The organism is Haloterrigena alkaliphila (assembly GCF_017352155.2).
Classification (GTDB): Archaea; Halobacteriota; Halobacteria; order Halobacteriales; family Natrialbaceae; genus Haloterrigena; species Haloterrigena alkaliphila.
In genome coordinates, this window is the sequence record NZ_CP071462.1 from 2,834,105 (window position 1) to 2,856,458 (window position 22,354).

Genomic DNA, 22,354 nt, shown 5'->3' on the forward strand with positions numbered 1-22,354 from the left:
AACGGGAGCGCTGGCGACCGAACGGACCGATCGAGGTTAGCGAACTTCCGCGCGATCGATCCAGCCCTGGATGCGCTTCTCGGAGATGTCGGTCTGTTCGGCCAGTTCCGCGGCGTCGGCGGCGGCGAGTTCGGCGATGGAGTCGACGCCGGCGGCGGCGAGGCGGTCGGCGTAGGCGGGACCGATCCCCTTGATCGAGTCGACCGGTTCCCCGGCGGCCTCGTCGTCCGCGTCTTGCGCCGGTTCCGCTTCCTGTTCCGATTCGGGAGCCGTCTCCGTCTCCTCGGAACCCGAGTCGTCGGTATCGAGTGCGGGTTCCGCGGCGGACTCGGTTTCGGTCTCGGTTTCGATCTCTGACTCAGACTCGGTCTCGGACTCGATCTCGGTCTCGGTCTCGGTTTCGCCGTCCGTCTCGGTGGCGGGTGCCTCGTCGACGTCCGGTTCGGCCTCGTCGACCGGGACCTCGTCCTCGGCGGCGTCGGGCGTCTTCGGTTCTGTCGGCGCCGCGTCTTCCGTCCCGGGCCCGGTCGCTTCCGCCGGTTCGGCGGCCTCGTCGGGGCCGTCGGACGGTTCGGTCATCGAGTCCGTCGAGCTCGAGGCGGTCGAGCCGGCGGCGGCCGACTCCGACGCGTCGTCGGCGTCGATATCGGCTTGAGTGTCGGCCTCGTTCTCGGACTCGACCCCGGGACTCGCGGGTGCCGGCCGTTCAGATTCGGCGTCGTCCGCGGTCGATTCGGTCGCCCCCGATCCTTCCCGCTCGACCGTTACCCCGACCTCTCGACTGCGTCCTCGCTCCGGGTCCGAATCGCCGAACCCGAGCAGCGACTTCAGCTTTTGGAGGATTGCCATTATCTCGATATAGTCGGTTCCATCACTTAAATTCGCGTGATACTCGGATCCCGGCGTTCGGTCCGTCCGGAGCGGGGGGTGAGGGGGCTTACAGCCGCGAGCGGAGCGCCTCGTTCATCGCATCGACCGGCGCCTCCCGCCCCGTCCAGATCTCGAAGGCCTCGACGCCCTGGTAGAGCAACATCCACGCGCCGTCGACGGTCGTCGCCCCCGCGTCGGCCGCCTCCCGGAGCAGTCGCGTCTCGAGCGGGCGATAGACCGCGTCCAGGACGGCCAGTCCCCCGTGGAGCGCGTCGGCGGCGACCGGCGAGGCGTCCTCCTCCATCCCGACGCTGGTCGCGTTGACGAGGATATCGGCGTCGGCCAGCAGGTCGGCGACGGTCTCGCCGTCGAGTCCGTGGCCCGTCGCGCGCGGCACCTCGTCGGCCAACTCGTGGGCCGTCGATTCGGTCCGGTTGGCGATCTCGACCGTCGCGCCGGCGTCCGCGAGGCCGAACGCGATCGCTCGCCCGGCGCCGCCGGCGCCGACGACGACCGCGCGGGCGCCGTCGACGGTCACGTCGTGGTCCCGCAGGGCGCGCAGGGCACCAGCGGCGTCGGTGTTGTGCCCCGCGGGCGCTCCGTCCCTCGTGAAATCGATCGTGTTGACCGCGCCGATCCGGCTCGCCAGTTCGTCGGCCGCGACGACGTCGAGGACGTCCCGCTTGAACGGAATGGTCACGTTCAGCCCGGCGATACCCAGCGCTTCGGCGCCGTCGATCGCGCCCTCGAGCTCCTCGGGAGCGGGCTCGAAGGTGACGTAGCGGGCCTCGAGATCGAGTTCGTCGTAGGCCGCTTCGTGCATCGGCGGCGACAGCGAGTGTCCGACCGGGTTGCCGAGCAACCCGAAGACGTCCATGGCCATACCGCACAGTCGACGCGGCGGGATTATAATCCGTGTGACTTCGCCGGGGTCTCACCGCGTCGCGGGAACTCGCCCCGCCCCTTTTATCGCCGTTCGTCGAACGCATCGTATGGAGATTCTCGTTCCCATCGACGATTCGGAGCCGGCACGGGCGGCCCTCGAGCACGCCCGTCGGCAGTACCCGGACGCCGAAATCACGCTGTTGCACGTCATCGATCCGAACTTCGCGACCTACGGGGAGGGCGGCGTCTACGCGTACGAGTCGGTCCTCGAGGGCCGGGAAGCGACGGCCGAGAAACTGCTCGCGGACGTCAGGGAGCTGACGGCCGACCACGACGGACCGATCACCGAAGAGACAACCGTCGGCGATCCGGCTCGTGAGATCGTCGCCTTCGCCGACGAGCGGGGCGTCGACCACGTCGTGATCGGGAGTCACGGCCGTTCGGGCGCGAGCCGCATCCTGCTCGGTAGTGTCGCGGAACGCGTCGCGCGACGGGCGCCCGTTCCGGTGACGATCGTTCGGTAGTCCGCTGATCGTCCGGTGACGATCGTCCGGTAGTCCGCCGATCACCCCGACGCGTTCGACGGCGGGTGAATCGCGTCGGCCGCCACCGCCCGGGTGCTCGATTCGCTTTCGGGTCCCTTTTGAGCCGGTCGTGTGTAGCCGTCGCTATGCTCTCCGGGATGCCACTCTATCTCGCCCTCCTCGCGGCCGGCGTAGTCGCGCTCTACGGCGGCGCCGAGCTACTGGTCGCCGGGGCCAGCCGACTCGCGCTCGGCGTCGGGCTCCGTGCGGCGACCGTCGGCGTGACCGTCATCGCGCTCGCGACGACCGCGCCCGAACTGTTCGTCTCGACCATCGGCGCGCTGAACGTCTCGACGGACATCGGTCTCGGCGCGGTCGTCGGCTCGAACATCGCCAACATCGGGCTGGTGCTGGGCGTGTCGGCGCTGATCAAACCCCTGCGCGTCGGACCGATCGTCATGCGGCGCCACGTCCCCTTCATGGTGTTCGCGGCGATCCTACTGGTCGGACTGGGCGCGAACGGCACGATCGGCCGTCTCGAGGGGACGGTCCTCCTCCTGGTGCTGACCGTCTTCACGGCGTACCTGCTCTACGGCGTCAACGCCACCCCGGCGCCGATGGTCGACGATCCGGACGCCGACGCCGGCGACGGCCTCGCGCTCCGGGACGTTGCCCTCGTGATCGGCGGGCTGGTGGCGCTCCTGGTCGGCTCGCGCTGGCTCGTTTCCGGCGGGACCGGCCTGCTGTCGGAACTGGGGTTTTCGGACCTCTTCATCGGCCTCACGGTCCTCGCACTGGGGACCTCGCTGCCGGAACTGGCGGCGTCCGTCGTCGGCGCCGTCCGCGGCCAGACGGAGTTCGCCATCGGGAACGTCGTCGGTTCGAACATCTACAACATCCTCGCCGTGCTCGGAGTGGTCGCCGTGATCACGCCGATCGACATCACCGCGAGCACGCTCCGCCTCGAGCTTCCCGTCCTGGTCGCCTTCACGATCGTGCTGGTGGCCATGATGGGGTACGGCCGTCGGCTCACGCGACTCGACGGGGCCGCGCTCGTGGTCGGCTACGGCGTGTTCATCTACCTGCTGTTCCCGTGATCGACGGCGCCCTCACGGCCGGCGGGCGGTCGCGGAACCCGTCGCTACCGAGTATCCGCGCGTCGAGAGAACAGTTACGGCGGGTGTCTCGCCTCGCTCACAGCGGCAGCGGCGTGGCCTCTTCGGCGTCAGTCGTCCCGTCGTATTGAGACTGCAGGCGATCCAGTCGCGGTCCGATGTGTTCCCGAACGAGGACGACCAGCGTGTTCTCTCGTCCGTGGCCGCTGATCGCGGTCACGCGCGGGTCCGCACCGGGTACCGAATCGTCGATCGTGGCGAGCATCACCGTTTCGCGATCCGCGCAGACGACGCGACCGTGGTGGAACTGATCGACCGGGAAGTTCATCCAGTCGAACCGCGGTTCGCAGACGGTCGCCTCGGGGATCACCGAGCGAACGAGATTTTGAACCTCGGTCGACTGCGAGCCGACGTAGATGTCGACGCCGCGGTCGGCCGCCGCGCGCCACCGGTCGAGACAGCGGTCCTGGAGCAGTCCCGCGTCGGGGACCGTCACGAACAGTTCCTCCGACGCCGCGTCGGCGATTTCCTGGCCCCTGGCGATGACCGACTCCCGTCCCTCGAGCGTCCAGCACGCGCCGGTCGCTCTCGGCTCTCGTCCCTTCTCGCTGCCAGCCTCGGAGGCGGCCGGCCCGGTGTCGACGGAGCGGATCCGGTTTCGGCCGCCGGTCAGCGCGTCGGTGATCTCGCCGAGGGGACTCGCAGCCAGCCAGTCGGCGTGCCACTGGTCCGCGTCGGCCGCGAGTTCGGCGGTCGCGCTCGAGCGATCGAACTCGACGAGCCCCGCGTCGGCGAGCGCGGGAAGATCGCCGTGTGTGAGCTGCGTTTCGACCGGTTTCCGGTCCGCCTCGTCGACGTCGACGAGTCGAACGTCGTCGGTCCGCGCCACGACCATCGCGGCGAGGTCGGCGACGGGGACCGAGTCGCGCTGTCGCGCGAGCGCCGCACAGGCGATTCGGCGGCGGGCCGGCTGGAGCACTTCGATCGTTCGATCGAGCGCCGATTCGTCGACGCCCGGGCCGCCGGTCGGGTTCTCGAGGAGCGCGCCGACCCAGTCGGCCTCGGCGAGCGGGTGATCGGCGAGCGCGATCGTTCGCGGTTCGTCGTCTCCGTCGCCGTCGTCGGTCACCACGCCGATGTCGACCAATCGCGGGACGTGGTTGTGAACGAGTTCGATGGCGACGTTCTGGACTTGGTCGTCGGTGACGACGGGGGAGCCGCGTTCCCGCACTGCCAACTCGGTCGCGAGCGCGTCCACTGCTATCGGTTCCGACTGTTCGTCGAGAATCGAGAGCAGGTATCGCCGTCGGCAATCGGCGAAGACGTCGAACACGGTAGTCAACCGTTCGGTAGTGAGGGGGGAACTCATTGGTCTATAGAGACAGCGAACGCGGGAAAGGTGCGTACCAGCGTGCTCTGGTATGACCCGGCGATACCGCGGTGGAATCTCGCCAACCGATCGTCAGTTCCGTCCCAAACGCTCGTCACCGCCGGCCTCGACACCTTCACTCGGCGAAGTACGCCGAGAAGAGTTTCTCCTGTGCGACCCGAAGGTGCTGGTGGAAGGTCTGCCGAGCGATCCCGAGCCGGTCGGCGATTTCGCTCGCGTCGCTGGTCCGGGTCGGCCACTCGAAGTAGCCGCCGTAGTAGGCGGCCTCGAGCGCGGTCTGTTGCTTGTCGGTCAACTCGTCTTGCACCCGGCGTCGGAAATCGCCGCTGGTCTCGACCGGCCGTTCGACGGTCCGTTTCGACCGCAGTTCCGTCTCCGGGTAGGTCGCCGTCACCGCGCCGACCAGATCCCGAACGTCGACGTCGGGACTCACGTGGACGACGGCGTTCGAGACGCCCTCGTCGACGATCATCGAGCGCATTCGCGCGCCGTAGTCCGCGAGCAGGCCGGTGATGGTCGGCCCGCGGACCACGAGTTCCCAATGACTCTCCTCGCCGCCGGTGTCGATGCTGCGGAACTCGTCGACGCCACCGTGCTCGGCGGCGAACGATCGAACGCGATCCGGATCGCATTCGGTGACGGTGACGTAGTAGACGAACGTCTCGTCGGTCAGCGACAACACGTGCTCGAGACTCAGCCGGCAGTCCAGTCGCGCCGAGAGATCGATACAGATCTCCTGCCGGTCGGTCGACTCGAACTCGAGTTCGACGACGGTGTCCTGATAGAGGAGTCGACGGACGATCATCGCGTTGATCGCGTGGCCGATCGTCCCGCCGAACTCCTGGAGGACTTCCCGCTCGCGATCGGTAAACGCGGACCCCTTCTCGGCGGCGACGAGGAGCAGGCCGAAGGTGCGCCCGCTCGCGACGATCGGGACGACGGCGACCGCCCCGTACTCGCGGTCGCGAGCGTGGTCGCGCCAGCGGTCGACGTCGCTGTCACGGAGGTTGCGATAACACTGGACGCGCCCCGTTTCCAGGGGCGACTCGCCCGCACCGGTCGGCGGGTCGGCGAACGACTGCAGGGCGTCCGCGGCTCCGTCCTGGTCGATACCCGTCCACGCCTGGGCCTCCCACCGTCGCTCGGCGTTCGCCGGCGCCGTGTCGACCCGTCCGATGACGGCGAACCGGTACGCCTCGGCGGCCGCGAACGCGTCGACGATCGCGGATTCGACCTCGTCCCGGCTCTCCGCCGCGACCATCGTCTCGTCGATCGTTCGGATCGTCGCGTTGAGGCGCTCGAGGCGCTCGAGTTCGCGCTCGCGCGCCTTGCGGTCGCTGATGTCGCGGCCCACGCCGGTGAAGCCGAGGACCGCCCCGTCCTCGCCGGTGATCCGGGCGCTGTTGAACTCGTAGGGGACGTACTCCCCCTCGCCCGTCACGAGTCGCCCCTCCTCGGTGACGCGTTCCCCTTCGGTCATGATCCGGTCGATGGCCTCGGCGATTCGGTCTCGGTCCGGCGGCGCGATGAACTCGAGGGGCTCCCTGCCCTCGAGTTCGTCGGATTCGAGCTCGGTGAGCTCTTCGAGGCGATCGTTCCAGTGAATCAGGCCTCCGTCGGCGTCGTAGGCGTAGAGGAGGTCCGGCTGCGCCTCGAAGATGCTCTCGGTCAGGGCCTTCTCCTCGCGGAGTTCGCGCTCGCGTTCCTTGCGATCGCTGACGTCGCGGCCGACGCCGGTGAAACCGAGGGTCGTCCCGTCGTCGTCGGAGATCCGGGCGGTGTTGAATTCGTAGGGGATCCGCTCACCGTCTTTCGTGAGGAGGTCCGCCTCCCTGGTGACGTACTCGTCTTCCTCGAGAATCCGTTCGATCGCCTCGGCGATCTGCTCGCGGTGTTCCGGCGCGATGAACTCGAGGGGCTCCATCTCGGCCAGTTCGGCCTCCGTGTAGCCCGTCACTTCCGGGACTCGATCGTTCCACTGGAGGTAGTTACCCTCCACGTCGAAGACGTAGACGATGTCCGGCTGAGCCGCGAAGACGCTCTCCGTGAAGGTCTGTTGCTCCCGGAGTTTCTGCTCGCGTTCGTACTCCGGCGTCCGGTCGTGGAGAAGCCACGCGTACCCCACGAGATCGCCGTTTTCGTCGTCATCGTCGGCCGAATCGGCGTCGCTCTCGGCCTCGATGTCGACGTCGTCCGTTCGAATCGGCGCGATCACCTCCCGTGCCCAGAGCCTGCTGCCGTCGTTCCGGAGCCGCCACCCCTGCTCCTCGGCTTTCCCTTCGGTCCGCGCCCGCTCGAGGAGTCGTTCCGGGACCCCCTGCTCGCGCCGGCCGACCGGGAAAAACAGCCGGTAGTGGCGCCCGACGACTTCGTCTTCCTCGTAGCCAGTGAGGCGGCGCGCACTCTCGTTCCACGTTCCGACGCGCCCCTCGGGATCAAGCAACGCGACGGTCTGATCGCTGACGAGGCCGGTGAGTTGTCGCACGTCGAGGCTGAACTCGACGGGGAAATCGGGATCCGTTGGCGGGTTCGATTCGCTCGGATCGTCGTCCCCGTCCGACGATGACTCCGTCATTGGCGATCAGCTTCGTTGGGGGATGGTATTTCCCAATACCTGTTACCATTCGGAAAGCGGAAAAACCACCGGCGGCCCTCGCCACGTATTTATAATGATTCTGCATGGGAGACAGTGCCAGACCGATTCGTCGCGGGAAACCGACGACGTTACCGGGCCCGGACACCGCAACTCGCGTATGACCGACCTCGCTATCGTCGAGAGCCGGGCCGACCGCGCGTCGGTCCACGTCTGTGATCGACTCCGCGATCTCGCCGACTGGGAGCCCCTCGAGGACGACTCTCAACCCGCGGCCGACGGCGGCGGGACCTACTACCAGCTCGAGGGCGCCGAGTTGCGATCCGTCGACGACCTCCACATCGAACTCGAGTCGCCCGCCGAGGTCTTCGACTGCGACCCCGACCTGCTGGTCTTCGCCTCGCGCCACTCCGGCGACACGGGGGCGCTCCTGACGGGTCACTTCACGGGGAACTTCGGCCCGGCCGAGTTCGGGGGCGAGGACGACGCCGTCGCCGACGCCGCTCCGAACGCGCTCGCGCGCCTGCTCGAGGCCTTCGACGAGCACGCGCCGGCCGGATACGACGTGGGAATGGAGTGTACCCACCACGGCCCCACCGAGGTCGGCTGCCCCTCGCTGTTCGCGGAACTGGGTAGCGGCGACGAGCAGTGGGACGACCCCGCCGGCGCCGAGGCGGTCGCCCGCGCGATCCTCGAGTTGCGGGGCGTCGACCCACACCGCACCAGAGCGGTCGTCGGCTTCGGCGGCAACCACTACGCCCCGCGATTCGAGCGCGTCGTCCGCGAGACGCCGTGGGCGGTCGGCCACGTCGCCGCCGACTGGGCGCTCGAGGCGATGGGGCACCCGACGGCCCACCGCGAGGTCCTCGCGGACGCCTTCGAGGCCAGCGCGGCCGAGATCGCGCTCCTCGAGGGCGACTGGCCCGTGCTCGAGGAGACGCTCGGGGAACTCGGATACCGGATCGTCAGCGAGACCTGGCTGCGCGAGGTCGGCGATCGATCGCTCGAACTCGTCGACGCGGTCGAGGCCGATCTGGGCGCGGTCGACGACGGAACTCGCTTCGGCGACCGGCGCACCGACGAGTTCGCCGTCGCCGAGTTCTCCGGCGATCTGATCGACGCCGCGGAGGGAGTCGACCCCGACCGCGTCCGCGAGATCGTCGAGACCCACACCGTCGCCTTCGAGACCGAAAACGGGGGGAGCCGCGTCGGATCGCGCGTGGCGGTTCCGGCCGCGGACGCGGACGACGCCAGAGCGCGGATCGTCACGGAACTGGCCGCCGTCCTCGAGGCGAAGTACGACGCGGTGACCGTGACGGACGACGCGGTCGTCGCCGAGCGGACGGCGTTCGATCCGGCGCTGGCGCGCGAGGCCGGCGTCCCAGAGGGGCCGAAGTTCGGCGCGCTCGCGGACGGCGAGTCGGTCACGGTCGACGGCGAACCGATCGATCCGGCGGACGTTCGCACCGAGAAGACCGATCGTTTCTCTCGGTGATCGGCCCGAAAGAATACGGTACTCGAGTGACACCGGATCGGATACCGGGACTCTCGGGGGCGGTGAGCGACCGCTAATCGCTACACGGCGTCAGACATCCGTCTGACGTGTAGGGGAAAGGTAATTATGCTCCATCTTTTAGACTGGGCCAAGAATGGACTCCATCATCGACGATGCCATCGACGAGGCCGAGACCGGGGAGCCCTCGGAGGCCCCGGACGACGCCCCGCCACAGGATGGCCAGTCGCCGACCGGAGGCGAATCGAACCAGACGGGAACGATGACCGACGACGAACTGGAGGACGTCCTCCAGGACCTCCAGACCGACATCACGGTCGTCGGCTGCGGCGGCGCCGGCGGCAACACCATCAACCGGATGGAAGAGGAAGGTATCCACGGCGCGAAACTCGTCGCCGCGAACACCGACGTCCAGCACCTCGTCGAAATCGAGGCCGACACCAAGATTCTGATGGGGAAAGAGAAGACCAGCGGCCGCGGCGCCGGCTCGCTCCCCCAGGTCGGCGAAGAGGCGGCCCTCGAGAGCCAGCAGGACATCTACGACGCCATCGACGGCTCGGACATGGTCTTCGTCACGGCCGGCCTCGGCGGCGGAACCGGGACCGGGTCCGCGCCCGTCGTCGCGAAGGCCGCCCGCGAGGCCGGCGCGCTGACGATCTCGATCGTCACGACGCCCTTCACCGCCGAAGGTGAAGTCCGCCGAACCAACGCCGAAGCGGGCCTCGAGCGCCTGCGCGACGTGAGCGACACCGTGATCGTCGTCCCCAACGACCGCCTGCTCGACTCGGTCGGCAAACTGCCCGTCCGGCAGGCGTTCAAGGTCAGCGACGAGGTGCTGATGCGCTCGGTGAAGGGCATCACGGAACTCATCACGAAACCCGGCCTCGTCAACCTCGACTTCGCCGACGTTCGGACCGTCATGGAACGCGGCGGCGTCGCGATGATCGGCCTCGGCGAGTCCGACTCGGAGGCGAAGGCGGAGGATTCGGTCAAAACGGCGCTCCGCTCGCCGCTGCTCGACGTCGACATCTCGGGTGCGAGTTCCGCCCTCGTCAACGTCACCGGCGGCAACGACATGGCCATCGAAGAGGCCGAAGGCGTCGTCGAGGAGATCTACGACCGGATCGACCCCGACGCCCGCATCATCTGGGGGACCTCGATCGACGAGAGCCTCGAGGGCAGCATGCGGACGATGATCGTCGTCACCGGCGTCGAGTCGCCCCAGATCTACGGCCGCCCGGACGGCGAGGCCGTCCAGCCCGAGACGCCGGGCGAGGGCGACGACATCGACTTCGTCGAGTAATCGCGATCCCGCTCGGAGACGAACGCGGAACGGGAGTGACCGCCCGTCGGCGATCCGAGTCCTCTCTTTCTCTCTCCTCTACGATCTAGTTTCTCCCGCTCGACACTTCAGAACCCTCTCAGCAGTCGCACGTCTCGAGCCGACGGTTCGCCCCGAACGCGGACAGATCGGCTTCGCGCTATCAACAGATCGACTTCGCGCGGTCAACAGATCGACTTCGCGCGGTCAACAGATCGACTTCGCGCGGTCAACAGATCGGCTTCGGATCGAGGCCGAGGTCGTCCAATGACTGCGCGTACGACTCGTAGGCGACGTCGATCACTTCTTCGGCGGCCGTCCGTGCGCGATCCCACTCCTCCTCGCTGTCACTGAGCTCCTCGAGCACCTCGAGCGCTCGGTCGCCTTGCGCCGCGGTTTCGGTCCGCAGCTCCCGGAAGACGTCGGCGCGGCGCTCGTCGCCCTCGTTGACGAAGAAGCTCACGACCTGCAGGTGCGTCCGTTCGCCGACCAGCGATCGACCGACGAGTCCGCCGAGGCGAGCCGTATCCGTCTCGAGCGATCGAAGGCGGTCGTGCATCGGACCCCCGTCCGCGGTATCGACCTCGTGTTCGCCCTCGAGCAGGGCCGCGACCCGGTCGTAGTGCTCGCGCTCCTCGTCGCGACAGTCGGTGAACGCCGCCCGCGCGTCGTCGTGATCCGCGCCGTCGACCCACGCCTCGAACGTGTCCACGGCGGCGCGTTCGCTGTTCGCGGCCGTTCGGAGGACCATCTCCTCGGTTAGTTCCGCGTCGGTGAGCGCGACGAGGAGTTTCGACGACCCGAGACGCTCGAGTTCGACGGCCATCGATTCCTCGACCGATCGTCGGAATTCGTCGGCGTCCATACGGAGACGACACCGCGTAGCGTGTTGAACGTTGGTGGCCGTGACTATCGAACGGCAGTGGCCCCGCCGGCGCCGCGAGGCGACCGAACCGACCGCCGTCGCTCGAGACCCTCGAGCCGCGACGTTAACTGCCGGGATCGCGTACGGATCGATATGACCGACCGGAGCGACGCCGACGAGCGATCGACCGACGAACCCCCCTCGATCGCTCCCGAGACGCTGGCCGACCGACTGCGATCCGGCGACGACCTGACCGTCCTCGACGTCCGCGACCGCGACGAGTTCGAACGGTGGCACCTCGAGGGCGAGGGGATCGAGGCCGTCCAGATTCCGCATATGAAGTTCATCCAGGCTCAGGCCACGGGCGGCGTGATCGATCTCGTGGCCGACCTCGGGGAACCGATCGTCGCGGTCTGTGGCCGCGGGGAAGCGAGCGCCTACGCCGTCGGACTCCTCCGAGAGGCGGGCGTCGACGCGGCCAACCTCGCCGGCGGGATGGACGCCTGGGCCGACCTGTACCTCGCCCGCGAACTCGAGGTCGACGCGCCGGCGACGGTCGTTCAGTACGATCGGCCCTCGAGCGGCTGTCTCTCCTACGCGATCTATAGCAACGGCGAGGTAGCGGTGATCGACCCGCTCCGCGCGTTCGCCGACCGGTACGTCGACGACGCAGCCGATCGGAACGCGACGATCGAGTACGCGATCGACACGCACGTCCACGCGGACCACGTCAGCGGCGTTCGGACCCTCGGGGACCGGGCCGGTGCGGAGTCGGTCGTCCCCGTAGGCGCCACGGATCGCGGCCTCGCGTTCGACGCGTCGACGGTCGAACACGGGGACGAACTGCGAATCGGCGATGCGACGCTGACTGCGGTAGCGACGCCGGGCCACACCACCGAGTCGGTCTCGTACCGGCTCGGCGACCTCCTGTTCACCGGCGACACGCTCTTCCTCGAGGGGGTCGGCCGACCGGACCTCGAGGAGAGCGCGGCGCAACGCGCCGCGGACAGTCGAGTAGCGAGGGACTCCAAGAGTTCCTCGAACCGTGCGAGCGGGCCAGAGGCCCGCGAGCAGACGGTGAAACCGCGAGACGGCGACGAGGGAGCGGCCGACATAGCCCGAGAGCTGTACGAGACGCTACGCGATCGACTCGAGAGCGTTCCGAATACGACGACGATCGCTCCGGGCCACTACAGCCCCGCCGCCGAACCCCAGGGGAACGGAACGTACACCGCACGCCTCGGCGCGCTCCGTGAGCGGCTCGAGGCGTTCTCGATGGACGAGGCTGCGTTCGTCGAGCGCGCGACGAGCGATCTCCCGCCGCGGCCGGCCAACCACGAGCGCATCGTCGCCGTCAATCTCGGCCGCGAGGAGGTCGACAGGGAGACGGCGTTCGAACTCGAGCTCGGGCCGAACAACTGCGCGGTCGCCGATTGAGAGCGCGGGTCGCCAGAACGAGACAGCGAGAACGAGCAGCGAGCGATCCGGTCAGTCTCAGTCGTCGGCCGCGGCGCCGGCGCTCGAGCCCTCGGCCTCGAGGTCGCTCTCGATGCTCGGCGGGTACTTCCCGCGGTCGAGTTTCAGATCCGACTGCGGGCGCGCCATACAGGTCAGCGCGTAGTTCTCCGCCTCCTCCTCGGTGAGTCCGCGGGCCGCGGGCTGGGTGACCTCGCCCTCGAGAATTTCGGCCGAACAGGCCAGACACATCCCCACGCGACACGAGTACTCCTGGGCGATGCCCTCCTCGAGACACCGGCTGAGAATCGTCTCCGTGTCCGAACAGGTGATCGTCTCACCCGTCCCGACGAACTCGACCGTGTACTCAGTCATGGCATCCGATACGGACGACCTCACTAAAACTCTTTATTCCTCTCTGTCGTGACAGGACCACCGAGAATCGGCCGGCGGGACCTGTCGACGCACCCGAACCAGTCTCGAGGCGTTACGGGAGGAAAATATCGGTCTCCGCGGCCCGTTTGTGGTCCCCCGGCGGCGACAAATCACACATAAAACGTTTTCTTCCCGTGGTGAGGATACTGTTCGTATGAGTACGCAGGAGCAGTCGGCGACCGCGACGTCCGAGACGGACGCGCCGGACGTCGTCGTCGTCGGCGCGGGGACCGCAGGGTGTTACGCCGCAGCGACCGTCGCGCGCGAGGGGTACGACGTCGTCGTCCTCGAGCGCAAGTCCGAGGAAGAGGCGGGCCACATCGCCTGCGGGGACGCGCTGAAGGGCGCCGACGCCTTCCCCGAGTCGATTCCGAAATCGCAGATCGAGTCCGCGTTCACCAACACGGGCGTCGATCACGGCCGCTTCGAGATCCCGCAGGAGGATACGGTCCTGGAGATTCCGATCCCCGGCGAACTTGCGGTCATCGACCGCTGGGAGTACGGCCGCCTGATCATCGAGGGCGCGGCGGACGCGGGCGCCGAGTTCCACTACGATACGGTCGTGAAGAACGTCACGCAGGCCGACGACAGCCGTGTGACTGGCGTCGAGGCGATCCGGAAGGGCGAGCCCCGACGCTACGAGGCCGACGTGGTGATCGACGCCGCGGGGTCGCTGTCGGTCCTGCAGGACAACGTCGACTTCTCGACGTCGACGTTCGACACCAACGTCAACTACAGCCACTTCTGCTCGGCCTACCGCGAGATCGTCCACGTCGACGAACCGGTCGAGTGGCACGACGCGCTCGTGTTCAAGCCGACCGAGCGCGCGGCGGGCTACCTCTGGTACTTCCCGCGGACCGAGACGGAGATCAACGCCGGACTCGGCTTCCAGATGACCGAGGAACCCATGAAACTGGTCGACGACCTCAAACGCGACCTCGAGAATCGCCCCGAGTTCGCCGGCGCAGCGGTCGAGGACAAACTCGGCGCCGCCCTCCCCACCCGGCGGCCCTACGACTCCGCGGTCCACCCGGGCTACATGGCCGTCGGCGACGCCGCGGGTCACGTCAACCCCACCACCGGCGGCGGCATCGCGGGCGCCGCCTACGCCGGCAAGTACGCCGCCGAAGCGGCGATCGAGGGCCTCGAGACCGGCGACGTCGGCGAGAAGGCGCTCTGGGAGTACAACGAGCGGGTGATGGACCACTTCGGCGCGCGCTACGCCGCCCTGGACGTCTACAACATCCTCTCGACGGCCGTCGACGTCGACGACCTGATGGGGCTACTCGCCGCCATGCCCGGCGAGAAACTCGCGGAGGCGCTGTACTCCGGCAGCACGAGCATCGGCCCGAAACTCGCCCTCGAGAGCCTCTACAAGAGCCGCGACCACTGGGGCACCATCTGGAACCTCTTCCAGACCAAGCGCCGCGCCGACGACCTGCTCGAACTCTACGAGCACTACCCGAACCATCCCGCCGCCCTCGAGCACTGGCAGCAGCGCCGCGACGACGTGATGGAGGCCATCTACGAGACGACCGGGGCTGACCCTAAATACTAAGGAGCGAACTTTTGCTCTGCGTGCGGTCGCGAAGCGACCGCACTCGGCAAAATCTTCAAAAGAGCCCTTTGCGCTCTTTTGGACAGCGAGGGACCGGAGGTCCCTCGGGCAGTCGGCGCGAAGCGCCGACGACCTCGCGGGATCTTCGATCCCGCTCAGCGTCGATGAAAAGCACTCCTCCTTCCGTTCCGTGACGCGATGCGTCACTTCACATCAGTCGTCGGCCCGCTCGCTCCCTTCGGTCGCTCGCGGTCGGCGACTGGGGACAGCCTGCCCTTCCCCGGGTCACGGGCTCCTCGCAGTGCTCGGAGCCCGCTCCCGGCCGGGATGTTCGAGTCGATCCCCCTAACTTGTGCGACAAGGCGGATCAGCCGAAAACGTTGATCGGTTCATGACTTAAACTAGTTCTGGCCAAAACCCTTCTCTGTTAGGGTATCTCTCCATTCCTGTCGAGCGGATACATAGTCTCGATGGCACGAAACCAGACGCGAAGACAAGCACTGACTCTCATCGGCGCCACCGGGGCCGCCGCGCTCGCCGGCTGTATGGGCGGGGACGACGGAACGAGCGACGATGAGATGACCGACGATAGCGGGGAGAACGACACCGGAACCGGCGACGAAATGACTAACGAGACCGAAGGCGACGCGATGAACGGAAGCGCCGCCGGCGTCCGCGTCGCCCACCTCTCGCCGGACGCGCCGAACGTCGACGTCTACGTCGACGGCGACGCCGTCCTCGAGGACGTCCCCTACCGAACGATCAGCGACTACCTCGAACTGGCGCCCGGCACGTACGAAGTGATGATCACGGCCGCCGGCGACGCCGAGACCGTGGTCTTCGACGACGAGGTCGAGGTCGGCGAGGGCGACTACACCGTCGCCGCTCTGGGCGAAGTGGCCGACGAGAACCAGCCGTTCGCCCCGGCCGTCCTCGAGGACGACCTGGGCGACCCCGGCGAGGACGCCCGACTCCGACTCGTCCACGCGTCGCCTGACGCCCCCGCGGTCGACGTCACGGTCGGCGACGGCGAGACGGTGCTCGTGGAGAACGTCGCCTTCGGCGACGCGGCCGCCGTCGAGGTCGCTCCCGACGCGTACACGCTCGAGGTCCGACCCGCGACCGACGCGAACGACGGCGAAGTAGTCGCGACGTTTGACGTCGAACCCGCGGCTGGCGGCGTCTACTCGGCGTTCGCGGTCGGCTACCTCGAGCCGGAATCGGCGCCGGCCGACGCGCCGTTCGACCTCGAGGTCGTGGTGGACCACGAGAGCGAGGAGAACTGAGCTTCGACGGGCGCCGGATCGGGCGCGCCGGATCGGACGGGTGCCGATCGACGTCGCTCAGGCGCCGTCACGAGCAATTCGTTCGATGGCGCCGGAAATCACGTCGACGCCGTGGGCGATACTCGCCTCGTCGACGTCGAACGTCGCGGTGTGGTGGCCGCCGGGGTGGTCCGTCCCGATGCCGACGTAACACGCGTTCCCGCCGTTCTCTTGGACCGCCCGCATCAGAAACGTCGCGTCCTCGCTGCCGCCGAGTTCGTCGCGCTCGAGGACGTTCTCGACGCCCGGCGTCTCGCCGGCGACGTCGGCGACGATATCGACGAGTACCTGATCGCTGGTCGCGCTCGGCGCCTCCGCGCCGACGGAGAACTCGACCTCGCAGGCGTGCATCTCGGCGGCGCTGCGGACGACCCGGCGCGCGTGGTCGTCCACGTACTCCATCAGGGCGGTGGTCTCGCCCCGGACCTCCGCGAGGATGCGCGCCTCCTCCGGGATGACGTTGGCGGCGGTCCCGCCCTCGACGACGCCGGCGTTCACCCGGGTCCTCCCGTCGTTGTGTCGCGGGATCCCGTAGAGATTTTGCACTGCGGTCGCCATCGCCTGCACGGCGTTGCGTCCCTGCTCGGGGTGGCCGCCCGCGTGGGCCGACTCGCCGGTGAACGTCGCCTCGATGTGGCGGACGGCCAGGAAGCCGTCGATACCGGCGACGATCTCGCCGGTCGGGTGGTCCAGCCCGATGTGGATCGCGAGCAGGGCGTCGATATCGTCGATGTGCTCGCTCTTGGCCATCGACTTCCCGCCGCCGACGACCTCCTCCGCGGGTTGGAAGAACACCTTCAGCGTCCCGGAAAAATCGCTCTCCGCGATGCGCTCGAGGACGCCGATGCCGATGGTCGCGTGGGCGTCGTGGCCGCAGGCGTGCATCGCGCCCTCGTGCTCGGAACGGAATCCCTCCGCGGCGGGGACGTGCTCGGGGTCGTCGCTCTCGGCGCGCGGGAGGCCGTCGATGTCGACGCGGAGGCCGACGGTCGGCCCCTCACCGCGCTCGAGGACCGCGACGGCGCCCGTGTAGCCCCCCTCGAGGGATTCGAGGACGTCCTCGTCGATGCCGGCCGACCGCGCGCGCTCGTACCACCCGGTCAGTTCGGTCTCGTCGGGAACGGCCAGTCGCTCGTCGCCGGCGATGGCTTCCGGACCGACGTGCAGTGCGGCCAACTCGTCGCCGAGACGCGACTCGAGTTCGTCAACGATTCGCGCGGTCGTGTAGAACTCGCACCAGGCGGGCTCGGGTTTCCGATGGAGGTCGCGCCGCAACGAGACGAGGTCGTCCGTGCTCATACCTCACACTCGTCGGGCGGCGTGAAAAGCGCTAACCCTCGGGTCCGCCGATCGCTCGCGGATCGATCGCGCACTGTCGGCGATACGGTCGCGACCGCGCCGCCTCAGTTGCCCCGACCCGCGCCGTGGATCTGCTCGACTTCGGCCTCGATGTGGACCGAGTCGGGGAAGTTCTGCGAGGCGACGTTGCGCGCGAGGTTGTCGTGGCCGTGAATCTCGAGTTCGCGGGTGAAGACGGTGTACTCCCACGAGGAGAACCGCCGGTCGTCGTCGGCGTGGAGCCGACAGGACTGCGGGACGGAGAGCTTCTCCGGAGGGTGGGAGTGGGGCCCTTTCAGCGCGGCGCCCTTGCGCTCGGCGGTGGCTTTGATGTCCTCGACGATGCTATCGAGCGCGGCGCGATCGCCGCTCTGGAGCGTGAGACGGGTGACGAAGGTCATGGCTGATCGTCCAATCATCATCGGCCGGCGCGTAAAAAGCTGCTGAGATCCGGCGACTCGGTCCGCGAGGCGCCCCACGGACTTCCAGTCGTTAGTACATAGGCTGGACGAACAGTCCGATATTCTCTTAACGTCGCACCTATTAGCCCAGTTAATGGCAGTCGAAGCTACGAGCGCAGGCGCGATCCTCTTCCGCGATACGCGGGGCCGGCGCGAGTATCTTCTACTCAAGAGCCGCCCAGGCGACTGGGAGTTTCCCAAGGGCGGTGTCGAAGGAGATGAAGAGCTACAGCAGACGGCGATCCGCGAAGTAAAGGAAGAGGCAGGTATCGAACAGTTCCGACTACTCGACGGCTTCCGCAAGGACTACGACTACGTCTTCGAGGCGAACGGCAAGACGATCCACAAGACCGTTCACCTCTTCGTTGCGAAATCGTTCGAGGCGAGCGCGGAACTCTCAAACGAACATCGCGACCTCCAGTGGCGCGACTACGAACAGGCGATCAACACCGTCACGCAGGACGGGCCGCGAGAGATCCTTGAGGACGCTCACGAGTTTCTCGACGAACGCAAGGAGGAAGACGACGAAGAGTAGGGCCGACGGAATCGATCCGATCGCTCCAGATCGACCCCGATAGCTGACCGCACGGCGTTCAGCTTCGGGTCTGGACGGCGCCCGGCAACCGATTGGACCGGCCGTCAACGGCGACCGATCGAGTAGCGCTTTTGCTGGCGCGGTCCCAAAGCCGGGCGTGGACCGGTACGCAAGCGAGTTCCCGTTCGAACTCCGAACCTGTCGCTGGGCGGAACGCGCCTGGCCGCCCGAGGCGGCCGCCAGTGACGACCGCGCGTTCCTCGTCGCCCGGCAACTCGGCACGAAACGCCGCCGCTGGGATACGATCGTCCTCGAGTGCGATCCCGGGGCCCTCCGCGAGCGGGCGAAATTCGGCCTCGAACGACTCGATAGCGACCTCCTCCACGTCGTGCGGAACGCGCCCGCGGAGTGGTCCTACTACCGCGATTGTCTTCCCCATCCCGGCTACCCGTGGCGGTACGTCCGCGAAGCGATCCATCGGGCCGACGACCGCGGGATCCTCGAGACGCGCCGGGCGGGCAACCGCATCGAGATCCGCCGGAAGTGGCCCTATCCCGACTGGCTCGAGCGGATCGTCGCGATCGAGAACAAGCCCGACCTCGATAGGAGCGCCGCCCGCGTGCTGGGCGCTCAACTCGAGTACGACGTCGCGATGGGGCTAGCCGACGAGGTCTGGGTCGCCACCCGAACAACTGGCGACCGCGTCGAGCCAGCGCTCTTCGAGGATCTGCCGGTCGAGGCGGGCATCCTCGCGCTGGATCCCGAAACGCTCGCGGCCGAGGTCGCGTGGTACCCTCGCTCGCTGGCCGTCGACGAACCGGGCACGCGGATCCTCGAGCGCCCCGAGGGCGGCGAACGCGACGGTTCGGCGGCGCGGTTCGAGTACGTCGATCCCGACGAGAAGGCCGAGACGCGACTCGAGATCGCCGAGCGGGCCTACGAGCGCGGCTGGCGCTCGTTCGTGGACACGATGCGCCCCGACTGTCGCTACTTCGAGTTGCGCGCGCGGGAGGGAGCCCACCTCGAGCCCTACTGCGCGGCGAAGGAGCGGTGCCAGACGGCCGCCGAGTGCTCAGGGGGGTGCTCCGCGTTCGAACCCGAGCCGCCCGTCTGGCGGACGAACGGGTGGCCGATCGAGGGCGGACCCGGAAAGCGGACTCGGAAGTTGCTCGAGGCCCGGCGTCGGCGGCAGCGACCGGGATTGTAGCGTATCCCTCGTGAAACTCGCGAAGAGTACAGTTGATACCCGAGTACCCGGCCAAAATCCGGTGCGGTGGCGCGCGCTGGCGGCCGCCCTCACCGTCGTTCGGGCGGCCGTCGATCATGCGCGAGGGATGAGCGAACGAGCGGTGCGCGGCGCTTTGCGTCGCGGCAAGGCGGACGGCCGGAGGTCGTGAGCCAGCGAGAGAGCGAATCGGCAGGGGAGGGCGTGGCGAATCCCAGGTGCCACGATAGCAGGACACTCCGTTTCGTCCTGATCGCGTTCGCGGACAAATACAGGGGTATGGCCAAGAACCGGTTCTACCGGACGATTGCGTGGAACGGAATTACCGTAGCAACTGCTGGTTTCGAGACGGTGTGCGCGCGACGCGTGATCGACCCTCAATCGGAGACGGCAACCTCGAGTTCGTCGCGGTCGACGGTCAACCGGAAGGTGGGAACGGTGCGGTACTCGACCTCGACGACGCCCTTGCGGCGCAGGCTCTGCAGGCCCGATCGGACGTCCTCGGCTTCGGGGTCGACGTCGTACTCGTCGCGGAGTTTGTGCACCACGGAGACCACGCTCTCGGACTCCTCGTCGGGCCCGGCCAGCACCGCGACGATCTGCGACTGGAGTTCCGGTACCCGGATCCGGGAGGGGACGCCGTCGTCCTCGGGGTCGCTCTCGATGCCGGGTTCGACGTCGACGAGATCGTTCGCCTCGGCGGTCGCGCGGATCAGGCTGTTGTCGTCCCGGAAGTAGTAGTCGCTCAGTTCGTTCTCGAGGTACTGGTGGACCTCGCTGCCGCTCTCCATGTCCCAGCGCTCCTGGAGCTCCGAGTTCTTCGTCGGCTGTAGTTCCACCACGTCCGCCAACCGTTCCGTTGCCTCCTCCGAGAGCGTCATTGGCGGGTCGTACGCGGATCCGCTACTTTTGCGTTGCGTCCCGTCATCTTCAGTTCGGAACGTGGTCCACGACAGCTCGTAGTTCGTCCGGTTCCGACCACGGGAAGCATCGGCCGTGGAGTTCGAAGAGGCGGAACTCGTTGAGATGAACCCAACTATACGAAACCGCCGCTCGCTCGGCTTCTTCTCGCTCGGTAATTCGCTCAGTAAGTTCGTCGACCGAGATATCGACACCGTTGCCGCTGGCTCGCGTGACGAGGGCGTCAAGCTCGTTTTCGACGGCTTCCGAATCGAGGTCGCCGTTGAAGTAGATATTGACGGCAGCGGCGAAGACATCGGCTCGCGTCTCGAGTTTTCGATCGGTCATCCACGTGTAGTCCCGCGGTAACACGACTGACTTCTCGAAATACGGTGTCGAGCGGATTTTCCCGAGTTCAGTCACCTCACCGCCGGCGTCCTGTTCGTACACGGCGACGATGTAGTCCGCATACGCCGCGAGAAGATGAAACCGGAGACGAAAGGTAGGAAGGCGATCGATATCTGTCTCGCGGAGGTCCCCCATAAGAAACGGATACGACCCGAGTCGTTTGTCTAACTCGTTTTCGACGATCCGTAGCCGGCGGATAAACGGGTCGCGGTAACTTCCGAGAACGAAGTACGATGTCTCGGGCGTTTGAAGGTGTGGAATCTCCTGATTTGCGAATCCGAGAATCTCCGACGACTCGTGGGGCTCGAGTTCGAGCCCCTGTAATGCCTCGTCGACGCGTTCCATGATTTCCGCGGCGTTCTCGGGCGGACCGGGCGCTGTCATTTCGTTCGGATTACTGCGCTTCCAATAAATGCGTTCGCAATTAGTTTGGCTTCACCAGGGTTTGACCACATCGGTCAACCCGAACTATTATCTGAATCGGAACACTTCGTTCATATAAGAGACAGATGAGCGACGCTCCTGCCGCAGAGGATATCGGACCGTTCGAAGAGCAGCGGCAGATCTACGAGTTACTGTCCCAGGAGACGCGGCACCTGATTCTCCAGCATATTCTCGGCCATCCAGACCACCTTCCGTCGCTCGACGGACTGGCGTATCTGATGCCGAAGAACAAAGCGGCGATCCGAGACCAGTTACAGGTTCTCGACGAAGCGGGACTCCTCGATCGATACGACCACCCGTCGAACGAGAATTCTCGCGACCTTCCGTCACAGTTCTACGGATTGACCGAACGCGGCGTCACGGTACTCGACGAGTATAATTACCTCCGTGGGTTGCCAGTCGCACGCGCAGTGTACGACAATACGCGGCTCTCGGAGAAGGCCCAACGGCATCGCGATGCGCCACGTCCGGAACTTCCAGCATCCGTCGCTCGAGCACTCACTATCGAATCGACGACGGACGCCGCAAATACCGATCGAATCGAACGATACCTCCGTCAGAATCAGGAGAAATCACGGACCGTAGCGGATCAGGTCGAAATCGTCACTGCGCTCTACGAGAACGATATCGGTCCAGATCACGACGGGCTCAAGCTATCCGAGTTGTCGGAGCAACTAGCGGATAGTCTCGAGTACCGTCCGACAACGCCCCTCAATCAGCTCGTCGATACCGATCTCGTCGACGAGTTCACGCCACCGGGTCCGAATATCTTCGCGATTAGCGAACGACTCGACGAAATCGTGAACGGGCAGATCGAGACGGAGGCCGAGACGAATATCGACGCACTCGTCGCACACATCGACGACGAACTCCAGCCGATCGAACTGGACTCCGAAGCGGCGGAATTGGACCAGCCTCGAGCGGCGACTGTCGAACCCTCGGTCGCGATGGCAGACGGTGCTGGCCGAACGGTTCGCAGCATTCTCGCGGCCGAATTCGACATCGTACCCGAACGAGTTCCCCAGTACCTGCGTTCGGGAGATCCGGTCGATCGGCTGAACGCCGCAGTCGACGCGATAGAATCGTCTCGAGAGGTCACCAAATCCGAGGAATACGGTCGAATCGTATTCGTACAGCAACCGTATCGGTATCGGCTTACAGAGCGAGCGATAGAACTTCTCGAGTGACGAGAGC

The 22,354-nt window shown here is 66.9% G+C and carries 20 protein-coding genes; 10 read left to right on the top strand and 10 right to left on the bottom strand.

What is annotated here, in order from left to right; all coding sequences use genetic code 11:
- Window positions 1-36: 36 nt before the first annotated feature.
- Window positions 37-849 carry a DUF4332 domain-containing protein gene (locus tag J0X25_RS32615; protein ID WP_207288059.1) on the bottom strand — a complete coding sequence of 271 codons (813 nt, stop codon included), beginning with the start codon at window positions 847-849 and terminating at the stop codon, window positions 37-39.
- 88 nt (window positions 850-937) lie between these two features.
- Complete coding sequence (locus J0X25_RS32620) at window positions 938-1,747, bottom strand: shikimate dehydrogenase (RefSeq protein ID WP_207290916.1); 810 nt, start codon at window positions 1,745-1,747, stop codon at window positions 938-940.
- A 115-nt stretch (window positions 1,748-1,862) separates the two neighbouring features.
- Here J0X25_RS32620 and J0X25_RS32625 point away from each other — a divergent pair, with 115 nt between their 5' ends.
- Together J0X25_RS32625 and J0X25_RS32630 are read left to right on the top strand one after the other, a co-directional pair.
- On the top strand, window positions 1,863-2,279 hold the full coding sequence (locus J0X25_RS32625; RefSeq protein WP_207288060.1) for a universal stress protein: 417 nt from the start codon (window positions 1,863-1,865) through the stop codon (window positions 2,277-2,279).
- A gap of 146 nt (window positions 2,280-2,425) precedes the next feature.
- On the top strand, window positions 2,426-3,376 hold the full coding sequence (locus tag J0X25_RS32630) for a calcium/sodium antiporter (RefSeq protein ID WP_207288061.1): 951 nt from the start codon (window positions 2,426-2,428) through the stop codon (window positions 3,374-3,376).
- 97 nt (window positions 3,377-3,473) lie between these two features.
- Here the strand turns inward: J0X25_RS32630 and J0X25_RS32635 are convergent, their stop codons facing one another.
- Both J0X25_RS32635 and J0X25_RS32640 read right to left on the bottom strand, forming a co-directional pair.
- On the bottom strand, window positions 3,474-4,763 hold the full coding sequence (locus J0X25_RS32635) for a DUF7344 domain-containing protein (protein ID WP_207288062.1): 1,290 nt from the start codon (window positions 4,761-4,763) through the stop codon (window positions 3,474-3,476).
- A 136-nt stretch (window positions 4,764-4,899) separates the two neighbouring features.
- Window positions 4,900-7,359 (bottom strand): PAS domain S-box protein, encoded by a 2,460-nt coding sequence (locus J0X25_RS32640; RefSeq protein WP_207288063.1) that lies wholly within the window; start codon window positions 7,357-7,359, stop codon window positions 4,900-4,902.
- Window positions 7,360-7,537: 178 nt separating this feature from the next.
- Here J0X25_RS32640 and J0X25_RS32645 point away from each other — a divergent pair, with 178 nt between their 5' ends.
- Together J0X25_RS32645 and ftsZ are read left to right on the top strand one after the other, a co-directional pair.
- The gene (locus J0X25_RS32645) at window positions 7,538-8,872 is read left to right on the top strand and encodes a D-aminoacyl-tRNA deacylase (protein ID WP_207288064.1); all 1,335 of its coding nucleotides are present in this window, start codon (window positions 7,538-7,540) and stop codon (window positions 8,870-8,872) included.
- A gap of 154 nt (window positions 8,873-9,026) precedes the next feature.
- A complete protein-coding gene (gene ftsZ / locus J0X25_RS32650; protein WP_207288065.1) occupies window positions 9,027-10,193 on the top strand; it encodes a cell division protein FtsZ in 1,167 nt (388 codons plus the stop codon).
- Between the two features lie 247 nt (window positions 10,194-10,440).
- On the opposite strand, the gene J0X25_RS32655 is transcribed toward ftsZ, so the two are convergent.
- Window positions 10,441-11,076, bottom strand: coding sequence for a ferritin family protein (locus tag J0X25_RS32655; protein ID WP_207288066.1), 636 nt, complete (start codon window positions 11,074-11,076; stop codon window positions 10,441-10,443).
- Window positions 11,077-11,229: 153 nt separating this feature from the next.
- Between J0X25_RS32655 and J0X25_RS32660 the strand changes: the two genes are divergently transcribed.
- On the top strand, window positions 11,230-12,513 hold the full coding sequence (locus J0X25_RS32660; protein ID WP_207288067.1) for an MBL fold metallo-hydrolase: 1,284 nt from the start codon (window positions 11,230-11,232) through the stop codon (window positions 12,511-12,513).
- 57 nt (window positions 12,514-12,570) lie between these two features.
- Here the strand turns inward: J0X25_RS32660 and J0X25_RS32665 are convergent, their stop codons facing one another.
- On the bottom strand, window positions 12,571-12,906 hold the full coding sequence (locus J0X25_RS32665; protein WP_207288068.1) for a 2Fe-2S iron-sulfur cluster-binding protein: 336 nt from the start codon (window positions 12,904-12,906) through the stop codon (window positions 12,571-12,573).
- Between the two features lie 214 nt (window positions 12,907-13,120).
- Here J0X25_RS32665 and J0X25_RS32670 point away from each other — a divergent pair, with 214 nt between their 5' ends.
- Both J0X25_RS32670 and J0X25_RS32675 read left to right on the top strand, forming a co-directional pair.
- Entirely contained in the window at window positions 13,121-14,524 is a 1,404-nt protein-coding gene (locus tag J0X25_RS32670) for a geranylgeranyl reductase family protein (RefSeq protein WP_207288069.1), read from the top strand.
- Between the two features lie 470 nt (window positions 14,525-14,994).
- Window positions 14,995-15,810, top strand: coding sequence for a DUF4397 domain-containing protein (locus J0X25_RS32675; RefSeq protein ID WP_207288070.1), 816 nt, complete (start codon window positions 14,995-14,997; stop codon window positions 15,808-15,810).
- A gap of 57 nt (window positions 15,811-15,867) precedes the next feature.
- On the opposite strand, the gene J0X25_RS32680 is transcribed toward J0X25_RS32675, so the two are convergent.
- Together J0X25_RS32680 and J0X25_RS32685 are read right to left on the bottom strand one after the other, a co-directional pair.
- Window positions 15,868-17,148, bottom strand: a complete 1,281-nt coding sequence (locus tag J0X25_RS32680) for an amidohydrolase (protein WP_207288071.1) — start codon at window positions 17,146-17,148, stop codon at window positions 15,868-15,870.
- Window positions 17,149-17,252: 104 nt separating this feature from the next.
- Window positions 17,253-17,588 (bottom strand): uS10/mL48 family ribosomal protein, encoded by a 336-nt coding sequence (locus J0X25_RS32685; protein WP_207288072.1) that lies wholly within the window; start codon window positions 17,586-17,588, stop codon window positions 17,253-17,255.
- 154 nt (window positions 17,589-17,742) lie between these two features.
- Between J0X25_RS32685 and J0X25_RS32690 the strand changes: the two genes are divergently transcribed.
- Together J0X25_RS32690 and J0X25_RS32695 are read left to right on the top strand one after the other, a co-directional pair.
- Window positions 17,743-18,183, top strand: a complete 441-nt coding sequence (locus J0X25_RS32690) for a bis(5'-nucleosyl)-tetraphosphatase (RefSeq protein WP_207288073.1) — start codon at window positions 17,743-17,745, stop codon at window positions 18,181-18,183.
- A 157-nt stretch (window positions 18,184-18,340) separates the two neighbouring features.
- Window positions 18,341-19,390 (top strand): DUF5787 family protein, encoded by a 1,050-nt coding sequence (locus tag J0X25_RS32695; protein WP_207288074.1) that lies wholly within the window; start codon window positions 18,341-18,343, stop codon window positions 19,388-19,390.
- A gap of 395 nt (window positions 19,391-19,785) precedes the next feature.
- Here the strand turns inward: J0X25_RS32695 and J0X25_RS32700 are convergent, their stop codons facing one another.
- Both J0X25_RS32700 and J0X25_RS32705 read right to left on the bottom strand, forming a co-directional pair.
- Entirely contained in the window at window positions 19,786-20,289 is a 504-nt protein-coding gene (locus tag J0X25_RS32700) for a DUF5797 family protein (protein WP_207288075.1), read from the bottom strand.
- Between the two features lie 49 nt (window positions 20,290-20,338).
- Entirely contained in the window at window positions 20,339-21,100 is a 762-nt protein-coding gene (locus tag J0X25_RS32705; RefSeq protein ID WP_225896665.1) for a DUF8170 family protein, read from the bottom strand.
- A 125-nt stretch (window positions 21,101-21,225) separates the two neighbouring features.
- On the opposite strand from J0X25_RS32705, the gene J0X25_RS32710 reads away from it, so the two are divergent.
- Window positions 21,226-22,347, top strand: a complete 1,122-nt coding sequence (locus tag J0X25_RS32710) for a hypothetical protein (protein ID WP_225896666.1) — start codon at window positions 21,226-21,228, stop codon at window positions 22,345-22,347.
- Window positions 22,348-22,354 lie beyond the last annotated feature (7 nt).